Origin of the sequence: Pectobacterium artocarpous, assembly GCF_046159765.1 — a bacterium.
Classification (GTDB): Bacteria; Pseudomonadota; Gammaproteobacteria; order Enterobacterales; family Enterobacteriaceae; genus Pectobacterium.
In genome coordinates, this window is record NZ_JBJXVK010000033.1 from 12,837 (window position 1) to 32,647 (window position 19,811).

The 19,811-nt window shown below is 55.9% G+C and carries 14 protein-coding genes; all 14 read right to left on the bottom strand.

Features of this window, described 5'->3' with window-relative positions; all coding sequences use genetic code 11:
- Positions 1-10 precede the first annotated feature (10 nt).
- The 14 genes from ACKQAD_RS18535 to tssC all read right to left on the bottom strand — a co-directional run bounded on the left by ACKQAD_RS18535 (position 11) and on the right by tssC (position 19,811).
- Positions 11-1,447, bottom strand: a complete 1,437-nt coding sequence (locus tag ACKQAD_RS18535; protein WP_409161461.1) for a VasL domain-containing protein — start codon at positions 1,445-1,447, stop codon at positions 11-13.
- Between the two features lie 171 nt (positions 1,448-1,618).
- Complete coding sequence (gene tssM / locus ACKQAD_RS18540; protein ID WP_409161462.1) at positions 1,619-5,116, bottom strand: type VI secretion system membrane subunit TssM; 3,498 nt, start codon at positions 5,114-5,116, stop codon at positions 1,619-1,621.
- A 24-nt stretch (positions 5,117-5,140) separates the two neighbouring features.
- Positions 5,141-6,565 carry a type VI secretion system protein TssA gene (tssA, locus tag ACKQAD_RS18545; protein ID WP_409161464.1) on the bottom strand — a complete coding sequence of 475 codons (1,425 nt, stop codon included), beginning with the start codon at positions 6,563-6,565 and terminating at the stop codon, positions 5,141-5,143.
- Between the two features lie 11 nt (positions 6,566-6,576).
- Positions 6,577-7,137: a type VI secretion system-associated protein VasI gene (gene vasI / locus ACKQAD_RS18550; RefSeq protein ID WP_409161465.1), complete on the bottom strand. Its 561-nt coding sequence runs from the start codon at positions 7,135-7,137 to the stop codon at positions 6,577-6,579.
- Positions 7,137-8,675, bottom strand: coding sequence for a sigma-54 interaction domain-containing protein (locus ACKQAD_RS18555; RefSeq protein WP_409161467.1), 1,539 nt, complete (start codon positions 8,673-8,675; stop codon positions 7,137-7,139). The genes vasI and ACKQAD_RS18555 overlap by 1 nt, the downstream gene beginning before the upstream one ends.
- 2 nt (positions 8,676-8,677) lie before the next feature.
- Positions 8,678-11,275 carry a type VI secretion system ATPase TssH gene (gene tssH, locus ACKQAD_RS18560; protein WP_409161468.1) on the bottom strand — a complete coding sequence of 866 codons (2,598 nt, stop codon included), beginning with the start codon at positions 11,273-11,275 and terminating at the stop codon, positions 8,678-8,680.
- Positions 11,276-11,288: 13 nt separating this feature from the next.
- Entirely contained in the window at positions 11,289-12,065 is a 777-nt protein-coding gene (gene icmH, locus ACKQAD_RS18565; protein WP_409161470.1) for a type IVB secretion system protein IcmH/DotU, read from the bottom strand.
- Positions 12,066-12,080: 15 nt separating this feature from the next.
- Positions 12,081-13,418 (bottom strand): type VI secretion system baseplate subunit TssK, encoded by a 1,338-nt coding sequence (tssK, locus tag ACKQAD_RS18570; protein WP_409161471.1) that lies wholly within the window; start codon positions 13,416-13,418, stop codon positions 12,081-12,083.
- Between the two features lie 2 nt (positions 13,419-13,420).
- Positions 13,421-13,942: a type VI secretion system lipoprotein TssJ gene (tssJ, locus tag ACKQAD_RS18575; RefSeq protein ID WP_409161473.1), complete on the bottom strand. Its 522-nt coding sequence runs from the start codon at positions 13,940-13,942 to the stop codon at positions 13,421-13,423.
- Positions 13,942-15,162, bottom strand: a complete 1,221-nt coding sequence (gene tagH, locus ACKQAD_RS18580; RefSeq protein ID WP_409161475.1) for a type VI secretion system-associated FHA domain protein TagH — start codon at positions 15,160-15,162, stop codon at positions 13,942-13,944. The genes tssJ and tagH overlap by 1 nt, the downstream gene beginning before the upstream one ends.
- 2 nt (positions 15,163-15,164) lie before the next feature.
- The gene (tssG, locus tag ACKQAD_RS18585; protein WP_409161477.1) at positions 15,165-16,163 is read right to left on the bottom strand and encodes a type VI secretion system baseplate subunit TssG; all 999 of its coding nucleotides are present in this window, start codon (positions 16,161-16,163) and stop codon (positions 15,165-15,167) included.
- A complete protein-coding gene (gene tssF, locus ACKQAD_RS18590) occupies positions 16,127-17,893 on the bottom strand; it encodes a type VI secretion system baseplate subunit TssF (RefSeq protein ID WP_039361058.1) in 1,767 nt (588 codons plus the stop codon). Before tssF ends, tssG begins: the two co-directional genes overlap by 37 nt.
- A gap of 2 nt (positions 17,894-17,895) precedes the next feature.
- Positions 17,896-18,327 carry a type VI secretion system baseplate subunit TssE gene (gene tssE, locus ACKQAD_RS18595; protein WP_011094951.1) on the bottom strand — a complete coding sequence of 144 codons (432 nt, stop codon included), beginning with the start codon at positions 18,325-18,327 and terminating at the stop codon, positions 17,896-17,898.
- A 5-nt stretch (positions 18,328-18,332) separates the two neighbouring features.
- Entirely contained in the window at positions 18,333-19,811 is a 1,479-nt protein-coding gene (tssC, locus tag ACKQAD_RS18600) for a type VI secretion system contractile sheath large subunit (RefSeq protein ID WP_409161479.1), read from the bottom strand.

Sequence of the window (19,811 nt, forward strand, 5' to 3'; positions counted from 1 at the left end):
TTCACGATAATCAGCTGGCGGAATTACCCTGCTGCAAACGGTACAAACGGATATTGAAGGCGCGCAGTTCGTCTTCCATCGCACGCAACTCCGCTGGCGTCAGCGGCTGGCTCTTGATTTTTCGCGCCTCAAGCTCCCGCAGCCGTATCCCGAAGGGAACATCCGACATCAGGTCTTTCTGCATGTCATAGAGCTTTGATTTCAGGTAGGAGATCGTCACTGTCCGGCGCTGCCGTTCCAGTTCCAGCAACTGCTGCAAGGTCTCGTTGACGCGGGCACGCGCCTGTTCGTAACCCAGCGTTTTCGGTTCATCGCCCTGCTGGCGTTCAAGCGTAATCTGCCATTGGCGCTCCATCTCCTTCACCGCCAGTGAATCGGGATAGAGCTGCTGCATTACGTTTTTCAGCCCATTACCGTATTGATACAGGTAGAAAGGTGAGGCATTTTTCACCTGTTCCAACTGTGCCTGATAACGATTGATCAGCTCCCCTTCCATCCCCTGCAATTTCTGCTCGCCCAGCGCAATACGCACCCGGCGAATGTCATTATGATCGGGAGCGGCGGGCAACGCGTAGGCTGGCTTTTGCAGTAACGCCAGCGCATCGGCCTTCTGTTCCTGCCAATACTGCCAGCCTGTAATGGCTGCAACAGGCAACGCGCAGGTCAGCAACCCGGAGACAAACCAGAACCAGGCTGGCTTCTGCTTTTTATGCGCCTCAATCTTCAATACCGTGGGTTTCATTTGCCCTTTCTCCCGTCCGATGAGAATACTGCCCGCGGGCAATGGAGCCTGGCCCGAGCCTGATGAACCACTGCTTTGCACCGTCGCGCCGGGCTCCATGTCTGAATGAAAGAACACCATGGGTGGAATCTGCATATCCTGCTTTTTGAGTTCCTGATCGTCCGACACAATGACAATCTCGGTTTCATCAAACAGATGGGTGTAGCCTTCAACAAAATGCAGTAGATTCTCGACGCGAGGAATGCGGCTCAACCCTGAGTTATGCAGCTTTTCACTCATTAACTGCAACGCACGTTCACAACGATAAACCAACCGCTTGTGTTCATGACTGATGGCGTACTGTCGCACCACTTCGCTAATGCGGGCAATAAACCAGTCCAGCATCTCGATACGCGCTCGCTCCTGATGCACCGGCGGCCAGAAGTTATCCCACTGCGTTACGATCAGGTTCGCCAGAAATTCGCAACTTTCCGTGAACCCCGTCAACCCCGCCAGCCGTGAACGTGCCAGCGTAAAGTAGATCGCGGTCTGGAGATCCACGCCCTGCTTTTCAAAGATGGTGGTGGCCATATCGTGCACCAACATCCAGTCCACATCAGGGCGAGACGCGTGACTCAACTTGTTAATTTCCGCCCGAAGTGCGTCAAACTCCGGCAGCATCCGTGGATCACGTCCCACTTTCAGGGCCTGTTGTGCATCTTGCATATCACATCATCCAGCAATAGGGAGCCAGAGCGGGTAATGTTGATCGTTTAAGGCAGAGATACCGGGGCGACCACGTTGTGAGGCATCCCTACGAGAACCTCATCACCGTGTTTCCCCCTCAATCCATGCTTAAGTGACCCGCATTAGCCTGAACGGACTCCCAAGTGTTAATTAATAAAGCGAATCAGGCAGCGTGAACTGGCTGAACAGACCACCGGCAAACGGGTTGTGGCTGGCATCGGTATAGACGCGGTACGTCATCGCCCCGTTTTCCAGTGAGAAACGCACGTCAAACGTGTTCTCATTAACCTGAGTCAGTTGATCGCTATTGATTAACCGGAACATCGCCCACGGCCCGCTAAAGTTCAGGCTGCGCGGTGAACGTTCACGATCGTCCGGCACCAATGTGAGTTTGCTCTCAGCACCGTCACGCATACTGTTTGGCCACACCAGCGGCGTTTTCTGACGACGACCGTGGCTATACTCCAGCAGTTGTCCATCCAGATTCAGCACGCTGCGGCGCTTATTCGCGGTCAGCTCTAGCGGCTCCAGAACAAAGTGCACTTCCAGACTGCCCTGCGCATTAAACAGGGTCTGGCGGATACGGTTGGCACGTTCAAGCTGTTTCACCAGTTCAGCCTGCAAAGGCGACGCCATGCCTTCTTCCAACATGCCGCTTTCCATCATCGCCTTGAGGTTGGTTTGATAGAAACTGTCCAGCGTCCCGCCAGCCATGAAGAACCGTTCCATTTCCGACAGCGGGACATCTTTGTTCGATGAAGGATCGAAGGGGTAACGATCCGCCAGCTTCTCATTGAATGGTGTGACGACTTTATCCAACCACTCCTGATTCAGCGACGACATCGCCAGCCCGGTCACCAGACTGGCACTTTCACCCGCCAATTGCCCCACCCAGCGATCCAGCGGTGCAGGAAGGCTGCGAGCGTATTGCTGTAAGGCGAACACCGGATCGGCAAATTTGTTTCCCTGTCGCGCCTGCACGGCCTTCAACGCTGCCTGCCCCGGATCGGTGGCGTTAACGATCTGATCGAGGTAGTGGTAAAGGTCAGTCAGCTTCTGATTGACTTCCTGCACCAGCGGCCCCTGCTCACCGCGCCCGCTCAGCGCGGCGTTGATGGTCATAAACGGACGGCCAGTCCGCGTGTTAATGTTCTGCGCCGTGTCGTTATCATCATCAGCCAGCTTGCGGATACGGGTATTATCACTGACTGTCGTCAGCACGCGTTGGAACGGCTGATCGTTGCCGGTAATATCCGTGAGAATATCGAGCGCCTGCTCTGGCGTATCGAGTGTCTGGACATCAATGTTCGCCAGCACTTTCTGCCATTGGTTGATGTAATCTGTAATGTAACGGTCATTCACCTGACGCAGAATTTCCCGCCGATCGGCCTCGCTAAACTGCGCACGCTCACGCTGCCCCAGCACCCAAGCATCCAGTGCCGTCAGTTCAAGCAACGCTTTGTCTTGCTTGAGGTAATAATCGCTAAAGCCGGGATACGTCAGCAGCCGTGGCACGCTTCCCGCCTTGTCATTACGCAGAGAAAACACCGGATCAAAGGTCGGCCCGACTTCATCACGGATCGCTAAATCCGGCGGCAACACCTGTGTCGCTTTCATCACCAGACTCTGGTAAACGCGCTGATACATCGGCAGCTTGCTCAATTCCTGCTGAGCCAGCGTGATCGGCTGATTAAAGGGTTCAAACGTACTGATCGCGACCGCATCTTTCTGCTCACGCGCCTTGTGCCAATCGGTGTGCTCAAGGGCGTAATCCAGATGCTGCATCAGCTGTTCCTGCACATTGCCTTGTCCAGGAAATGCCTTCTGCCAACGCTGCGCCATAAACTGTTCGACCAGTGTTTTATTGCGTCCTGACGCATCATCCAGCATCCGCATCACGCGCAGAATTGTCAGCTTTTGCTCGCTATTGGCAGGTGCCTGATTCAAATCTTCCAGCAGCCCTTGCATCACCGCCGGTAAAAAGCGCTGGTTCAGCATTTGCAGATAGGTGCCTTCAACATACGGCCCAATCTTACCGCCCTGATACAGGCCAAGATCCGCCAGCAGCGGTGTACGTTCGTGGTAATTACCAAAGGATAAGGTCGCATCGCGAATTAGATTCAAACGCGGCAGCTGCTGATAGCCGTAGCCCGGCTGTCCTTCCAGCTCATTGGTGCCGATAAATGCCTGCGCTTTCGTTAGTACGTTTTGCCCGGCCTCTTTATTGACCCGATAGAAATGGTGCCAACTGCCAATCAGCACCAGACTGGCAAGGAGCATACAGCCCACGCCGATACTCAATCGACGCCGACGATACAGGCTATGCAGCCGGTTTTCCCCCGCCAGACTCGCCTCAGGGAAAATGACGTCAGGGAACAGACGCTGCACAAAAAACGTATTGGATTCACCGCGCAGCGCAGGGTTAATCGGCTCTGGCAGTTGATAACGTCGGGAAGCCGACTGCGCAAAGGCATCGAACGGCACGCCTTGCTGATAAACAGAACTGACGTAGACACCGCGGATCAGGAACGCGCGATCCTCGCCTGTCGCTAACGTTTCTGTCAGCACTTCCACCACGTAGTCTTTCACGCCGGCCAGTTGGCGAACAAACGAGAACAACGAATTGCGCACGCTTCTGTCGGACTGCGTCAGCAGCATGTCTGGCAGGTTGTCATTCAGGTGCGTGACCCACTCATCCCAGAAACGCTCCAGCTCTTCTAACCAGTCTTTGCTGTTGCTCGCCTGCGGGGTAAAGGTCACCCCTAATACCGCCTGACGAGCATCGCGGTTCAACTGGCGATAGACCTTATCGAATCCGCTCAACATATCCAGCCGAGTCAGCGTGATATACACCGGCAAACGTGTGTTGATGTTGATGGAAATTTCCTGCAACCGGGCACGCATCACTTGCGCGTAGGCTTTGCGATCCGCAACGCCAGCCTGCGCTAACCACGAAATATCCAGCGTGAGCACCAAACCGTTGAGCGGCTGGCGGCGGCGGTTTTCACTGAGCCACTGTAGCAGATGCTGCCACAGTCGGGCATGGCGCAGTCCGAGCGAATCGCCCTCCAGCACTGGCTGTGCGAGTAGCTGTCCGCTGGGGTCCCAAATCACCGCAGATTCCCCAACCCAACTGCTCACCTGCTGGCCTGACGCCACGTCTCGCAGTTCCGCATCCAGCTTCGGGTTCATTTTGTTTGCCGGGTTGGCGCGATGGATCAGGCTGCTTTTCCCGCTCCCCGCCAAGCCAATTGTCAGATACCAGGGCATCGCATACAGCGCGCGTTTACCCAGTTGAGTCTGAAAGGCTTCCAGCCAGCGATCGAGAAACGTCTGCTGGCTGTCGACATACACCTGCAAGGGATCCTGTTCAATCACCTGCTGTTCATGACGTTCTGCACGCATCAGTTGCACGCGACGCCAGACCAGCCAGGCGCTATAGGAAAACGCCAGCCACAGCCAGACCAGCGTGAACACCACTCTCCCCCAGATTCCCTGCAATGGGCGTGAGTCGCCCACCGTCAAACGCGGCCCCAGCCACCAGGCCAGAACCAACACTACGACCCACAGTAGCGCCCCCAAAAGCAGCCAGGAGGGTTTCAGTTTAGGCAACTGCTTGCGCAGAAAGGTTATGATTGTTTTAAACATAAGCGACCATTCACTCCGAATGTCTTATTTTTTGCGGGATGCCGCCAACCGCTCGACGCGGCTAACCAGTCCCGGTTCCCATTGCATCAGACCCAATTGTTGGCTTTCCTGCCACATGTGCTGATAGTGCTGTGCTGCCAGTGACTTCATCCCTTCTTCGGCGAGTAAATCCGCCAGTACCAACTCGGCATAAAAACGGTCGCGTGGTTCTTTCAGGCGACGCATGCGTTCATCCAATAACTGCATCGCCTCCCCGATGCCTTTCTCATCCCGACAAGCCGCTGCCTCCGTCGCCAGATCGTCCTGCCGCACACCGCCTCCGCCGCGTACGGGTTGGCTGGACTGCAACCATTGGCTACACTTCCCGGTCAAAAAGGGCGCACCATCGCTGAATGCCAGTTCACGCAATTCCGGCAAACGCTGAATAAACGCAGAAAGTTCTTCGGCAATCGCCGTCGCGACAGCGGAATGCCCCAATCGTGAAGCCACCGAGGCGGACAACATGTGACCATCAAACCAGTAAGGTGCCAGAACAAGGCTTTGTTCAATGCGCTCCCACAGTGCTAAATCAGCCTGCGTCAGCGCACTTTGATATTCATCCACGCGATCGGATGAAACAGGGGATAACTGAGTTTTATTCCCCTTGGATGACATCGGCGGAGTAGCAATACCGGACCAAATAGCGTGGCGGCGCAGGCGATAGCCAATAGGTGAGTCGGGATGTCGCTCAACCAGCAGCGCCGCAACGTTCAGTTGGGTTTGCCGCCAGCCGCGCTCGTCGGATGAATTAATCTCCACCGAACTGACGGGCGTCGGGGCAACGCTGGCGCTGGTTTCACTCCCGCCTGCTGCTCCACCGCCGCTGGCCGTCGAGGTCGGTTTTGCCGTCTGGTTTGCCTGTTCCTGCGCCTGCTGCCGCTGTCTGGCACGCTTAACGCCCTGCACCAGTTCATCCATCAGCGCGGCTTTGTCGCTGGCCAGTTCGCGCCAGCGGGTCGCCACCTGTTCCGTTAACGGCTGCAATTGCTCCAGCTCCGCGCTGGATGCGCCCTCCGCAATACGGGGAAGCACACTCTCAAAACGCCGAACAATCTGAACCATCAGCTTCTGTTTCTGAACCGGACTGGCAGGCCAGGCGATAACCCAGTAGCTCTCCAGCCAACTGTCCAGCAGCATCAGCGCCGTGGAAAACGGCGTCGCTTTAGCCGGGTGCTGTAAGCAGCGCAATAGCTGTACCAGAACCCGCATGTCTTTGGTTTTGCTTTCCAGCAAGGTCAGGCAATAACCCGCTACCACCGTGAGATCGACTTGGTTATGCGCCAGTGAGCCCAGCTTGACTAACTCCGTTTCAACTTTTTCCCAAAGTGGATCGTCAGCTAAGACCGCCGCGCGCAGCATTTCATCCGGCAATGAGGTTTGCAGGCGTTTACACCACGGATGTGCATGCATGAACGCCTCCTTTACCAATGACACAGCTGACGCAGTGGCGCGAGTGCTTCACCCAACCCGGCGAGTTCGATACGCAGCGCATGACCGTCTGCGCCGTTCAGCACCAGTTCGCGGTGTCCAATCCAGCGTTTTAATGCATCAATCGCTGGCAGGCCGCGTCCTGACTCCAGCAGCAGCCCGCGGTTTCGAATAAACCAACTATCAGACACCGTGACACCATCAAGCTGCGACGTGACGGAGTCTCCGGCCCAGGCCTTGCTGAGGGTTAAACGTAAGTGGGTAATATTGCTGGCGCAGCTAATCACCAGCGTATTGCCATCAGCCAGCACACGGGTGAGCGTCATATCACCGCTGTCCGCTTCGCGGCCCAGTTGGAAGGTTCCGTCTGTCGCCGCGTTATCCCCCTGCGGGGACAGCGTGCCGCTGCGTTCAGCCTCCCGTCCCAGCGCGTCATAGCAGGCGAGCCGGAGCTCTGAAGCCGTTTCATTGCGGCACTGTTCCCATAGCGATTGCCAGGCAGGATCAGGGGCCGTGGCAGTCGCCAACAGTAGGGGAGCCATCGTCAGAAACATCAATTTACCTCCAGCTTCTGGCATTTATGGTCGAGAGTGCGTTTAGGGATATTGAGGCTATCAGCCACCAGCAGGCGGTTACCCTGAAACTGGCGCAGGCGTGCCTCAATGACCGCCGCTTCATACCGCTGTGTGGCAATACGCAAATCGTGGATGTCCTGATAGCGATCCTGTTCCTCAGCTATACTGCTCGTCAGCCGCTCGCGCAGTTCGGGCGGTAGCGATGCCAGAGATAGCGCGTCGCCGTCTGGCGTATGCGCACAGGCAACTTCCAGCAGGTTACGCAGTTCCCGCACATTACCGGGAAAGTCATATGCCACCAGTTGGCGCAGGAAATCCCGGTTCAACGGCCCCACGTGTTTTTGCTGTTTGTCGGCGAATTGACGAATGAAGTGCTCGCACAGCAAGCGAATATCGTCCGGCCGCTCGCGCAGTGGTGCGACCTGCAACAAACACTGGCAAAGACGATGATAGAGATCCTGCCGAAACACGCCGTCAGACACCTGCTGTTCCAGCGGCTGATGCGTCGCAGCAATCAGACGAAAATCGGAATGCACTTCTTTCTCTGCGCCCAGAGGACGAAAGCTGTGCGTCTCCAGTACCCTTAACAGCTTGGCCTGCATGGACTGCGGCATATCACCAACCTCATCCAAAAACAGGGTTCCGCCGTTAGCCTGCTCTACCAGCCCAATCTTGTTGCTCTGTGCGCCAGAGAACGCCCCTTTCTGATAACCAAACAGTTCGCTTTCAATCAGATTTTCCGGGATCGCCGCACAGTTGATAGCGATAAAAGGTTTGTCGGCACGTTCAGAGCATTGATGCAGCAGACGCGCCACCACCTCTTTTCCTGAGCCCGTTTCCCCTTGAATCAGTACCGAAAGCCGGTGTTTTGCCGCCTGATAAATCTGCTGGTGCAACGCTTTAATCACGGCAGCCTGCCCCACCAGCGTGGCTTCCACTTGCTTTTCCTGTTCACGACGGCTCAGCCCTTCGTCTTTAATCTGACGAAGTGAATTTCGCAGCGCGACCTGTTCCCGCCGGGTATGCGCCAGTTCACGCAGCAGGATAAGCTGGCGACAGAACACCCGAGCCAGCTGTGCGCATTCCCCCTGCTGATGCAGCGTTTGCAGGCGCGTCGGCGTATCCAGCACCGCCAGTACCGCCAGCGGCTTGCCGCTGTCCGACAGCAGCGGCAGTGCGTGCAGCCCGCACGTCGTCCCGACGGAGATCAGCATTTGCTGAAACTCACGGTGCTCAATGCGTGCGCCGCCATAGAGGGAATCCCAGGTGCGCGCCTGATTCTTATGCAGCGCATAAGCCAGTGGGTGGCTAAAGTCATCCACCCCCAGACTCAGCGCCACCGGTGTGTCATGCACTTGCCCCTGACAGGTCAGTTGCCTGCCGCTGACATCGACCATCCCCAGCAGCATCCCTTGAGGCTGCCAGGCTGTCTGTATGGTCTCCAGCAGCCAATCGCACAGACCGACCTCGTCATGCTGTCGGGTGAGTGCAAGCGCCAGTTCGAGGGCATGTTGCATACTCAGCCCTCCACCTCAGTTTGGAACTGACCGGCGTCGACGCGGAAATGAATACGACTGACGGGTTCCCCCGCAGACAAGCGTTGCAGAAGCTGGAGCGAAACCAGTGGCAGCAAGGCGCCATCAATCACCGATTCGAGCATACGTGCCCCGTTTTCGCTGCGGTTGGCCAAACGAAGGATTTCTTCCGGTACTTCATCCTCAATGATGACATCAGCACCAAAGCGCTGTTGCAGCAAAGACACCAGACGCGACAGTTTGCCCTGTACGATCTCCACCAGGGTGTCATGCGCCAGCGGCAGGTAAGGAATGACTTCCATACGCGCTAACAGCGCAGGTTTGAAGAAAGCCGCCAGTTCGGGATAGAGCGCGTCCAGCAGCACATCCTGCTGCTCAGCGTAATTCACGATCGTCTGGAACCCGAGGTTGGAGGTCAGGAAGAACACCACATTACGACAGTCAATCACCCGACCTTCGCCATCGGCGAGTTCGCCTTTATCAAACGCCTGATAGAACAGATTCAGGACGTCCGGATGCGCCTTCTCCACTTCATCCAGCAGCACCACGGAATACGGTTTCTGACGGATGGCTTCGGTCAATACGCCGCCTTCACCAAACCCGACGTAGCCCGGCGGAGAACCGATCAGGCGTGAAACCGTATGTTTTTCCTGATACTCGGACATATTGATGGTGGTCAGATAGTTACGCCCGCCAAACATCAGGTCGGCAATCTGGACCACAGTTTCCGTTTTACCCACGCCACTCGGCCCTACCAGCAGGAACGCCCCCAGCGGACGCCCCGGACGACGTAGATCCGCACGAGCAGTCAGCAGGTGTTTATGCAGATGAGAAATCGCTAACTGCTGCCCTTTAATCGTCTCGCTCAAATATTCAGGCAGACGCGTGACAACATCCATCTCACCCTGCGAGATGCGGTTCAACGGCACGCCTGTCCACTCGGCAATGACTGCGGCAATCTGCGTTTTATCCACGTGAGGGGAGACCAGCACCGAGGACTGTTGCAGCGCTTCCAGCGCCTGTTCACAGGCGGCCAGTTCCGCCGCCGCCGATTCCGCATCAAAGTCGACAACCTGCTCGTCATCCAGCAGCGCCGTACGCAGTTCAATCACACGCTGAACCTGGGTTTTCTGCTGCTGCCAATCGGCTTCCAACTGCGCCAATTGCGTTGCGCCAGTTTCGCGGGCATCACGCAGTTCGGCTAAGCGTTCTTCCGTATTCCCCAGACCGATACGCGCCTGACGCTCAAGCTGGGTGATTTCCATTTCTTGCTGGTGCAGACGGGTTTGTAACTGGCTGACCGCGCGTGGAGGCGTCGTCAGGTTAATCGCGACGCGCGCGCTGGCCGTATCCAGCACATCGATCGCCTTATCAGGGAGTTGACGACCGGAGATGTAACGCGCCGACAGTTGTGCCGCCGCCTGAAGCGCCTCTTCATCGATCAGCACGCCATGCGCTTTTTCATAGATACCACGCAACCCGCGCAGGATAACCGTGGCTTCTTCCGCGTTCGGCTCCCCGACTTTAACGAGTTGGAAACGGCGAGAGAGCGCCGCATCTTTCTCGACGTATTTTTTGTATTCGCTCCAGGTCGTGGCCGCGATGGTACGCAGCTCACCGCGCGCCAGTGCAGGCTTGAGCAGGTTGGAAACGTCCAACCCACCCGCCTGATTGCCCGCCCCGATGAGCGTATGCGCTTCATCAATAAACAGAATGATCGGGCGCGGGGAATCTTTCACTTCCTGCATCACGCCTTTGAAGCGTTTCTCAAATTCCCCTTTCACCGAGGCACCGGCCTGCATCGCTCCCAGATCGAGCGTGAGCAGTTCCACATCCCGTAATCTTTCCGGTACCGCGCCCGCCACGATGCGCAGTGCCAGCCCTTCGATCAGCGCACTTTTACCGACGCCCGCTTCCCCGACCACAATCGGGTTGTTTTTACGACGGCGGGACAGAATGTCGATCATCAGGTCGATTTCATGATCGCGGCACAGCACCGGGTCCAGTTGCCCCTGGCGGGCAGATTCCGTCACGTTTTGGGTATAGCGAGAGAGTTGCGTGTTCGCCGCAGCAGCCTGTTCAGCCGTGGCGGATTGCACCGCGACTTCCGTTTCAACCGAATCCTTCACCCATTCCTCAAACTGCTGGCGTAACAGTTCACGGTTAATTTGCGCCAACGGACGGGATATCGCGCCTGCCACATAGCGATTTGGCGTCAGCAGCAAAACCAGCAGCAGGATACCGCTGCGCAAACGCGTATGTTGAAACTCCGCCGACGCCAGCAGCCAGCTATCCTGTAGCCACTCAACCAGCAGAGGGGAGAATGACGGGTAGCCCGCATCAAATTCTTTATCCATGGAAGACGGTAGCAGCAGCGAAGACAGCTCATCCGCATCCACGCCCGCACGCTTGAGGATCTGACGGACATCACACAGCGGCGTTTCCAACATTTTCATCAACAGGTGCTCAATGCGGATTTCCGCCCCCTGATGCTGAATACAGAGTGCCGCCGCTTCTTCCAGCATATGACGGCACACGGGGTTGAGTCGTTCAACCAGTGTCGGCAGTTCAATTCGAATCACGGTGTAGCTCCTGTTATTGTAATAATTCTCCCAGCTGACGCAGTACGTCCTGGGTTTGATGAGTTAGCTGGTAACGGTACAGGCCGAAGGCGGCCACCAAGACCACACACACGCCGATAAACAACGTGCGCAGCGACACCTGTCTGCGCAGGTGGTAGCGCGAGGCTTGCTGCCCCAGATTCAGGTGGAAGACTGTTGGCGAGTTTGCTGGCTCAGGGCGCAGGGTGTCGTGTAGCTTACTCACGACGCGGTTGAGTTCCTCACGTCCCTGCGTCATCACCCGATAGCGTCCTTCAAAACCGAGACAGAGACAGAGATAGATAAATTCCAGAATGTCGCGATAGCGGGTGGGATCGTCCAGTAGCTTCTCCAGCAGGACAAACACCTTTTCGCCGCCCCACGTTTCATTGTGAAAGCGGGTCAGTAGAGAATGTGCCGACCACATACTTTGGCCGCCCCATTCTCGTCCCATGACGGCTTCATCAATGAAAGTGCAAAGGATGTAGCGGAACGACAAAATCACGCCGTTTTCATAGCCATGAGAATGCAGTTCCTGCTCGATAGCCTGAATCTCAGACACCACACGCTGATAGAGATCTTCTACGCCCTCATAGGCAGAGAGCTGGCGTACCCGCTCCACCATGCCCAACAGCGGCGTGACCGCATCAATCATCGGATTAATACTTTGCCCACGCAGGCGGAACCAGTAGTCGGAGTCCATATCCAGTTGCCGGGCATGGTCAAAAAGCAGATCGCCCAGTTGATCGTTTTTAATAACCTCGATGCTCATCTCTTCCTCTCCTTACTACTGGCCACGGATGGCCCAAAGCTGCATATCCAGTTCCGGGAATTCGCCAGCGATGTGGAATGCCAACGTATTGCCCGACACCAGCATTTGCCAGGCGGGGCTTTGTCGATCCAGTTGGAAATAGCTGTAACCCGCGTGATAAGGCAGTTGGCGCGGCGCCACCGGCAGCGGCAGCAGCGGGATACCCGGCAGTTGCAGGCTGATCAGCTCACGAATTTTCTCGCTGGAGGCGATCTTCGTTTGTTGCAGCAGTTGCTTGCGCAGATGTTCCTGCGGCATGCGCGCCCGCACCGCCAGCACAAACTCGGCGCTGGTCATCAATTCCGCATCGCCAACCATCGCCACCATCACGCCATACGGCTGTTTCTTCAGTTGGATGGAGACGGCACGCGGCGACAGTACGGTGCTCAGAGCCTGACGCAGCGCCATCATCAGCGGCTCAAAACTGGCCTGCTGATGTTCGTGGCGATAGGCGGGAAATTCCGGCGGCAACCGTGATTCATCGGTAAACGTCATCAGCTCACCGCACAGTTCAACCAAGGTTTCGTGCAGACGTTCAGGGTGTAGCGTGCCCAGGCGCGCCAAATGCGACAATTTGGGCTGAGCGCGGTTAAGCAGTTGCAGCATCATGAATTCGGCTACGTCCGCTACCCCCTGCTGTCCCGGTGCGGCAATACGCTGTGCCAGACTGCGCGCACGTTCCGCCACCAGCCCAGCAGATTCGCCCAAAAAGCGTTTTAAGGCAGGAATCGCGGTGACGCTGATACTGCATGGCATGAAGCTAGGATCCAGAATCAGCCCGCCATCAGGACGTTTATCCAGAATGTTGGCAATCGCCAGCGAGGCATAGGCGCTGCGATCGTCGCGATCGAGCATCAGGCGCAGGCTGACCTTACCAACTTCCAGAGAAACGATATCGCCGCCGTCGCTGTGCAGATCGCGCACATCATGCCGGTGTGATTGTAGACGGCTGGCGATCCCCTGCCCCGGCTGCCCCACTTCGCTAACGCCGTTCACCGCCAGCGGCAAGGCCAAATACACTTTCTGGTTTGCCAGCGCCACATCGGTGATCTCCAGCGGAAGTGGCAACGCGTCATCACCCGGAATGTTAAAAACGGTGCCATCAGGCATCACACCGCTGGCGTTCACCAACGCAATGCGGCCAAAATTGAGATATTCCTCATTAATCGCCAGCGACTGCAAACCATAGAAATAATCACTGAGGGCGCTGAGACGCGCATGCAGTGCGTAATCGGTGTGTCTTTGCTGCTGTTGAAAATGCTGCGGTTTAATGAACAGACCTTCCCGCCAGATAATGCGATTGCGACTCGACATAATTATTCTTCTTCTTGGTCTTTTTTGATTTCGACTTCATCCCGGCGCAGGTGCACGAGGATCTGATACGTTTGTCCGGTATTTTTTAGCTTGATGACTTTGCGCCATTCCGAGCTTTCTGGGTCCGCATAGCGTGCTATCACGCCGAGGTAATGCACCTTTTCGTCCAACGCTTCGGGCGGCAAGTATTTGAATTGTCCCGGCAGCAGTGTGTAGTCCTGATGGTCGATGTAGTTCTTGGCGAGCGCCTTTTCGATGTCTGTCGTAACTTGGTCATAATCGGTGGCGAGCAGACGCGAATCCTCCGCCAGCAAAACCAGTTGGAACTCGATAGGTGCCGCTTCACCGCTGTCGTTCGGGTTAACGTCCGGTTCCGCCAGCAGGCTGAATCCCACGGTAGAAGGCTGATGGCTGTTGCTGCCGACCTGAATGTCTGGGTTCGCCGCCACCTGCGCCATCTTGCCCAGCGTGGTACACCCCGACAGCAGGAACATCAGGGAACATAAACACAGTGCTCGCAGCATTATTTTTGCTCCTGCTGCTGACGCACGGCGCGGTCATACGCCTGCGCATACACCTGATGGAACAGTTTCTGGAAGCCCTGTTGGCGCGGTGAGGTTAATTCACGGTAGTAGTGCTGATACATCTGCCATGCCCAGCCATCATCCGCCGCCAGTTGTTCGCCACTGCGACGATAGTGCTCAAAGCGGTTGAGCAGCGCGGCAGGCGAGAAAGCCTGAAGAATATTTTCCAGCGCCACAGCAATCGCCTGCTGATTCGCGATGTGGTGTACCCGAACATTGTTCAGCACTTCTTCCACCGCGGCAGGCGCAGACAGGTGCACCGGGCTTTTGCCTTCGGCAAACAGCACCGACAGCGTATCCGCATAGCCCAGCCCCAAGCGCAATGGGTTATCTTCAATCGGGCGTAAATGGGTATCCGCCAGTGCAGCCTGTTCCGTCTGCAATGCCAGCAAACCTTCCACCATCGCGCGCAGGCTTTTCCCCATCTCTTCCAGCATTTCACGCAGCCGCGCATCATCACCCGGCTGAAGCGACATCCCCAGCCCGCGCATCAATGGTGCCAGTGAGGTGCCATCACTGTAGCCCTCCAGCCCGTCACCCGCATACGGTGTGTTGATGGTCGGTAATTCCACAAATTTCTGATCCATGGTGTCCTCAGCAGAAGAAAAGGAAGAAAGAGAGGTCGTGAGCGATTCTCCGACCGTCTCACTGTCTGATGGCAATAAAGGCTGGTTCTGTTCTTTCTGTAGCGCCCACAGCGGGTCGTTCAACGCGACTGACGGATCGGCGAGATCCGTGGCGCGCCTTTTTTTATCTTCACTTAGCCAGCCGCCTAGTACATCGTCCGTGCGCTGTCCTAAGACCTGATCGATGTCCTGTTCCGTGGCGGGATCGCCGATGTACACGCCCAGCCGAAAAGGCCCAATGACCAGTTCGTCGCCGTGCGACAAAATGACTTTGCGATCGCGCCCAATCGGCGACAGCGATCCGTTAATAAAAGACTGACCGCTCAGATCGCACAGGCTGAAATAACCATCGATCATGTCGATCCGTGCATGCTCCGGCACCACGGAGCCCAGCCGATCCCGCAGTTGCCACTGATCTTTTTCCGACGCCCCCAGCGTGCCGCCACGGTGATCAAACTGGTGCTGCACCTGGGAATTGATATCGAGCTGTTCACTGTTGAGCACAACCAACGTGAGTGGGTGGATTACGTTCACATTTACTCCTGCACACAAATCGTCACATAGGGATCCGCGGGCGGCTGCCCGAGAAAGCTGCTCCATCCCAACCGGCTGCTTTGCTCACTGCCCAGACTTAACCCCTTGGCTTCGCCTTCCGCGAAGCCAAGACGCAGATCCCAGGCCAACTGATCGCGAAGAATGAAAGAGACAAAACGCACCAGCGGCTGAAAATGTTCGCCGTTGGGCAGAAAACTGAGGAAGCAGCTAAAGCTGAGGTTGCCGACCTTGAGCAAAAACTTGCCAGCACAGTCATTCACTTTGTCGCCGATAACAAAATCACCGCCCAACATCATGTTGGCTTTTCCCAACCGGTTCTGCTGCCCTTCATGAATAGGAACGCGGCGGTGCTGCCAGGCCAGAACGGCCACGTCGTCCAGGTCAAAACAGTGAATGACTAACCCAGCAACGACTTCCGGCGAACGACTAGGGCTCGCAAGCACCCCGGCGTAGGACAGCATCTTGGCGCGGTTAACCGGCAGGCTGTCGCGTACGGCGTCATTCCCTAACCCCACGAGCGCAAACATCAGGCGAGAGAATCCATCCTCCCCCTCGTTCTGGAAGCGGACGTGATAGCGGTATTTGCGCCATGCGCGGTGCAGCAGCGTCAGTAAGCGGTGATGAAAGAAGTCGAGAAACACGCCCAGCTTCTGCTCACCCTGCGCGTATTCCCAAGCCAGCTCTTCAAGGTAATAACCGGGCATCGGGGACTGGCTGCCGTGCAGGCCCAGAAACGCGACCTCCAGCTCCTGCCGGCCCTCGTCATCACATTCCACCTGTAAGATATCGCCGGGGTGAAACCCGATGGAGGCCGTAGAGCGAAAGCGCAGGCGCTCCTGTTCAGGGCGAAAATCCAGCTCTTGTTCCAGATCCACGCCTTCCAGTTGGTTAAGCAATTCCACCAGTTGGAAAAAATTAAAGCGTGAGACATCCTGACGGAACGTCACATCATGGAGTGTTGACCTATCTGTACCGGCCATCGGTAGCGCTCCTTGTTATCGATGTTGACGACTTCCAACAGATGGAAGGCGTTGACGCTGGCGTATAGCGAGAAGAAGTGCGCCAGCACCGTACTAAACAGATAGAGTTCTCCTTCACTGGAAAACGCGGATTGCCGTACTGACAGGATGGATTTCAAGCCGCGCACCGGCATCCCTTGAACCAGACGGTCGATAGGGGTAGTTTCGATGGATTCGATACCCGCCAGACGCTTACGCGAGGCTTGCTCTGCCTGCTTATCGTGCAGCGCAGGGAAATCGTAGGTACGTAGAATCTGTACCAGCGCATCACGCCGCAGCAGCGACACATAGTTCAGGGACAAGTTGGAGATCAGCGTCCAGTGCAGGCTGCCATCCATTGCAGGCCGCAGGGGTCGCGTCGGCCGCACCAGATTGCGAAACGTCGCGAAAGACGGCGAATTCCCCGTCGGCACGCAGATCGATCCAACGGGTAGCTGTGCCGCACGCGATCGGTTGGTACAGGTCAGGGTCACCGAGATCGACTCATCCAAATCAATCACTTCCTGCTCATCGCCACGGACAAAAGAGAGCATGTGGTCAAAGCCGTTGCCATTCACCGCCTCTCTTACCCGAATGCGGTAATAGAGCGCCAGCCGTCCTTTGGCGCGCTCTATTTGGTGCTGAAAGCTCTCAAAAGGCTGATAGGTGCGTGGAATCCCCCGAGCACGGCCTGAATTCCCTTCAACCCAGCCTTCAACCTTATCCACGGAGAAAATTTCAAAGCTATCCGCGTTACGGTAGCTGGCTTTCAGCGGGTAATCCGTCTGGCGCCCGCTGAGGTTGATCGGTTCGCTATCATGCTGGAAGAGATTGATTGCCGGCACGCAGTTGAGCATGAACGAATCAGGGCGGATCTTCAGCTCCGCCGGCAGTGGGCGGTCAAAGCAAAAATGCAGACGGAATTCCGTTACCGTCAGCGGGAGATCCGGCCATACCGCCCCCGCGAGCTGGAAAAAGAGAAAACTTTCGGGAAAACAGAAGTATTCCTGCAAGATGCGGTAGCCCGAATAGACATTACCGGGATACGGCAATAGCGCATCTTCCCGCTCGAAGCCGACCGTCTTCAGCACGCTGGCTTCCTGACGGAAGCGCTGACCATCGATTTCCAGCTCGATGTGCGACAGCTGACTGGCAATCCAGAAATAGAGCTCGTAGGCCGTATAAGTATCACCGCCCAGATAAAAGCGCAGTTTGTCGAGTTGCAGGTCGCTTAGCGATAGCGGGCCATGCAGCCCAACGTCCAGCGTAATGGTGGAAAGATCGTTGCCGCTCTGTACCTTGATCTCGCGGATATCCGCCGGATAAATCCAGGCATCGTGACAGGTCTGAAAATGGCAAACCACATCATCAATCGGCAGACTATCAAGTTCACAGCCGCGCTCAACAAACGCGGGTTGGGCAATCGCGCCGGGAAGTACCGAAAACTGCATAATCGTCATGCTCGGTACAGGGCGTAGGTAATTAGGCCACAGCATGCCCAGCAGACCGTGTGTCAGTTCCGGAAATTCATCCTCGATCTTCGCCCGCAGGCTCCCTGTCAAAAAGGCGAACCCTTCCAGCAGACGCTCGACGTCTGGATCCGTGGTTTGTTCTGACAAAAATCGGGTAAGCTCAGGGTGCGCCTTGGCGAATTCACGCCCTTGCAGACGCAAGTAGGTCAGCTCATCCCTGAAAAAATGTTCCAGTGACATAATCAGATCATTCTGTAATGGCGGTGGCTATCCATATGGATATTGAAAGAGGCAACCTGCTCCAGATCTTCCAATCTGACCCGGGCGGTAACCTGAAACGACATCTCCATCGGATTCGATAAATAATCCGATGTGTTGACATCCACATGAACAATTCGAGGTTCAAAGCGACAGATACACTGTCGGATCGCCTCCCGGATTTTCCCCCGAATGTCCGCCCCACCCTGCGTTGCGTCATTAAAATCAATTACGCCAAGCTCAGGTGCGCTGCGACAATTTCCGGGCCGGGTGTTGAGCACATTGTCCAGTTGACGCTTAACGGACTCGATCAGTGCTTCAACTTCCGTTTCAGGGGAGGAGCGACGCTCCTCCCCACGGATACGATCAAACAGACTTGCCGCGCTTCCCCTTTCCCAGGCAGAAAGAGACGGCATCAGTCTTATTCCTTATCCAAACGCCCTACCAGCGACAGCTCAAAGTTCGCCCCCATGTACTTGAAGTGCGGACGAACAGACATAGTGACCTGATACCAACCTGGTTCTCCTTCTACATCCAGCACTTTGATTTGTGCAGCACGCAGAGGACGACGGCTACGAACATCTGCCGGCGGGTTTTCCTGATCGGCGATGTACTGTTTAATCCAGGTATTCAACTCACGCTCAAGATCCTGACGCTCTTTCCATGAGCCAATCTGTTCACGCTGTAGCACTTTGATGTAGTGCGCCAGACGGTTGATGATGAACATGTACGGCAGTTGCGTACCCAGCTTGTAGTTGGTTTCCGCTTCTTTGCCTTCTTTGGTATTCGGGAACACCTTCGGCTTCTGCACTGAGTTAGCCGAGAAGAAAGCCGCATTGTCGCTGTCTTTACGCATCGTCAGCGTGATAAAGCCTTCTTCCGCCATTTCATATTCGCGACGATCGGTGATCAGCACTTCCGTCGGAATCTTGGCCTGAAGTTGGCCCATGGCTTCATACACATGCACCGGCAGGTCGGTAATCGCACCGCCGCTCTGCGGACCGATGATGTTCGGACACCAGCGGTATTTCGCGAAGCTGTCCGTCAGCGCCGTTCCCATCAGGTAGGCGGTATTGCCCCACAGATAGTGTTCGTGATCGGTGCTGATATCTTCCTTGTAGTTGAAGCCTTTAATCGGGTTTTCTACCGGGTCATAAGGCAGGCGAGCCAGGAAGCGCGGTGCCGTCAGCCCCAGATAGCGACCATCTTCAGATTCACGCAGCGAACGCCATTTCGTGTAGGCCGGGCCTTCGAAAACGGATTTCAGATCTTTGATGGAAGGTAAATCGGTGAAACTATCTACGCCAAAGAAGGTCGGCGCAACGGAAGAAATGAACGGCGCGTGCGCCATCGCGCCAACGGCGCTGACATACTGCATCAATTTGATGTCTGGTGAGCTTTGCGTCAGCGCATAGTCACCAATCACGCCACCAATAGGCTGGCCGCCAAACTGACCGTAACCGCTGGAATAGACGTGCTTATAGAAGCCAGACTGTGAGATTTCAGGCGCGAATTCGAAATCGTCCAATAGCTCTTCTTTCGTCGCATGCAACACCAACAGTTTGATGTTTTCACGGAAATCGGTGCGATCAACCAGCAGTTTCATCGAACGCCAGGAAGATTCCAGTTCCTGCAATTCTTTCGCATGCAGAATAACGTCAATCTGCTTGCTGAGTTTTTTGTCCAGTTCGACGATCATGCTATCGACCAGCGCTTTGTTCACGGGTTCTGCTGCATTACCGCTATCAAGAATGTTCGCGACCAGCGCGGCAATACCCTGTTTAGCCACGCTGTAGCCTTCATCAACCGGGCTGATACGCGCTTGAGCCATGATGTCATCAAGCAGGGATCCAGAAGCGCTGGCAGCGCCTGCCTGAACCTGTTCTTCAATTATTGACAT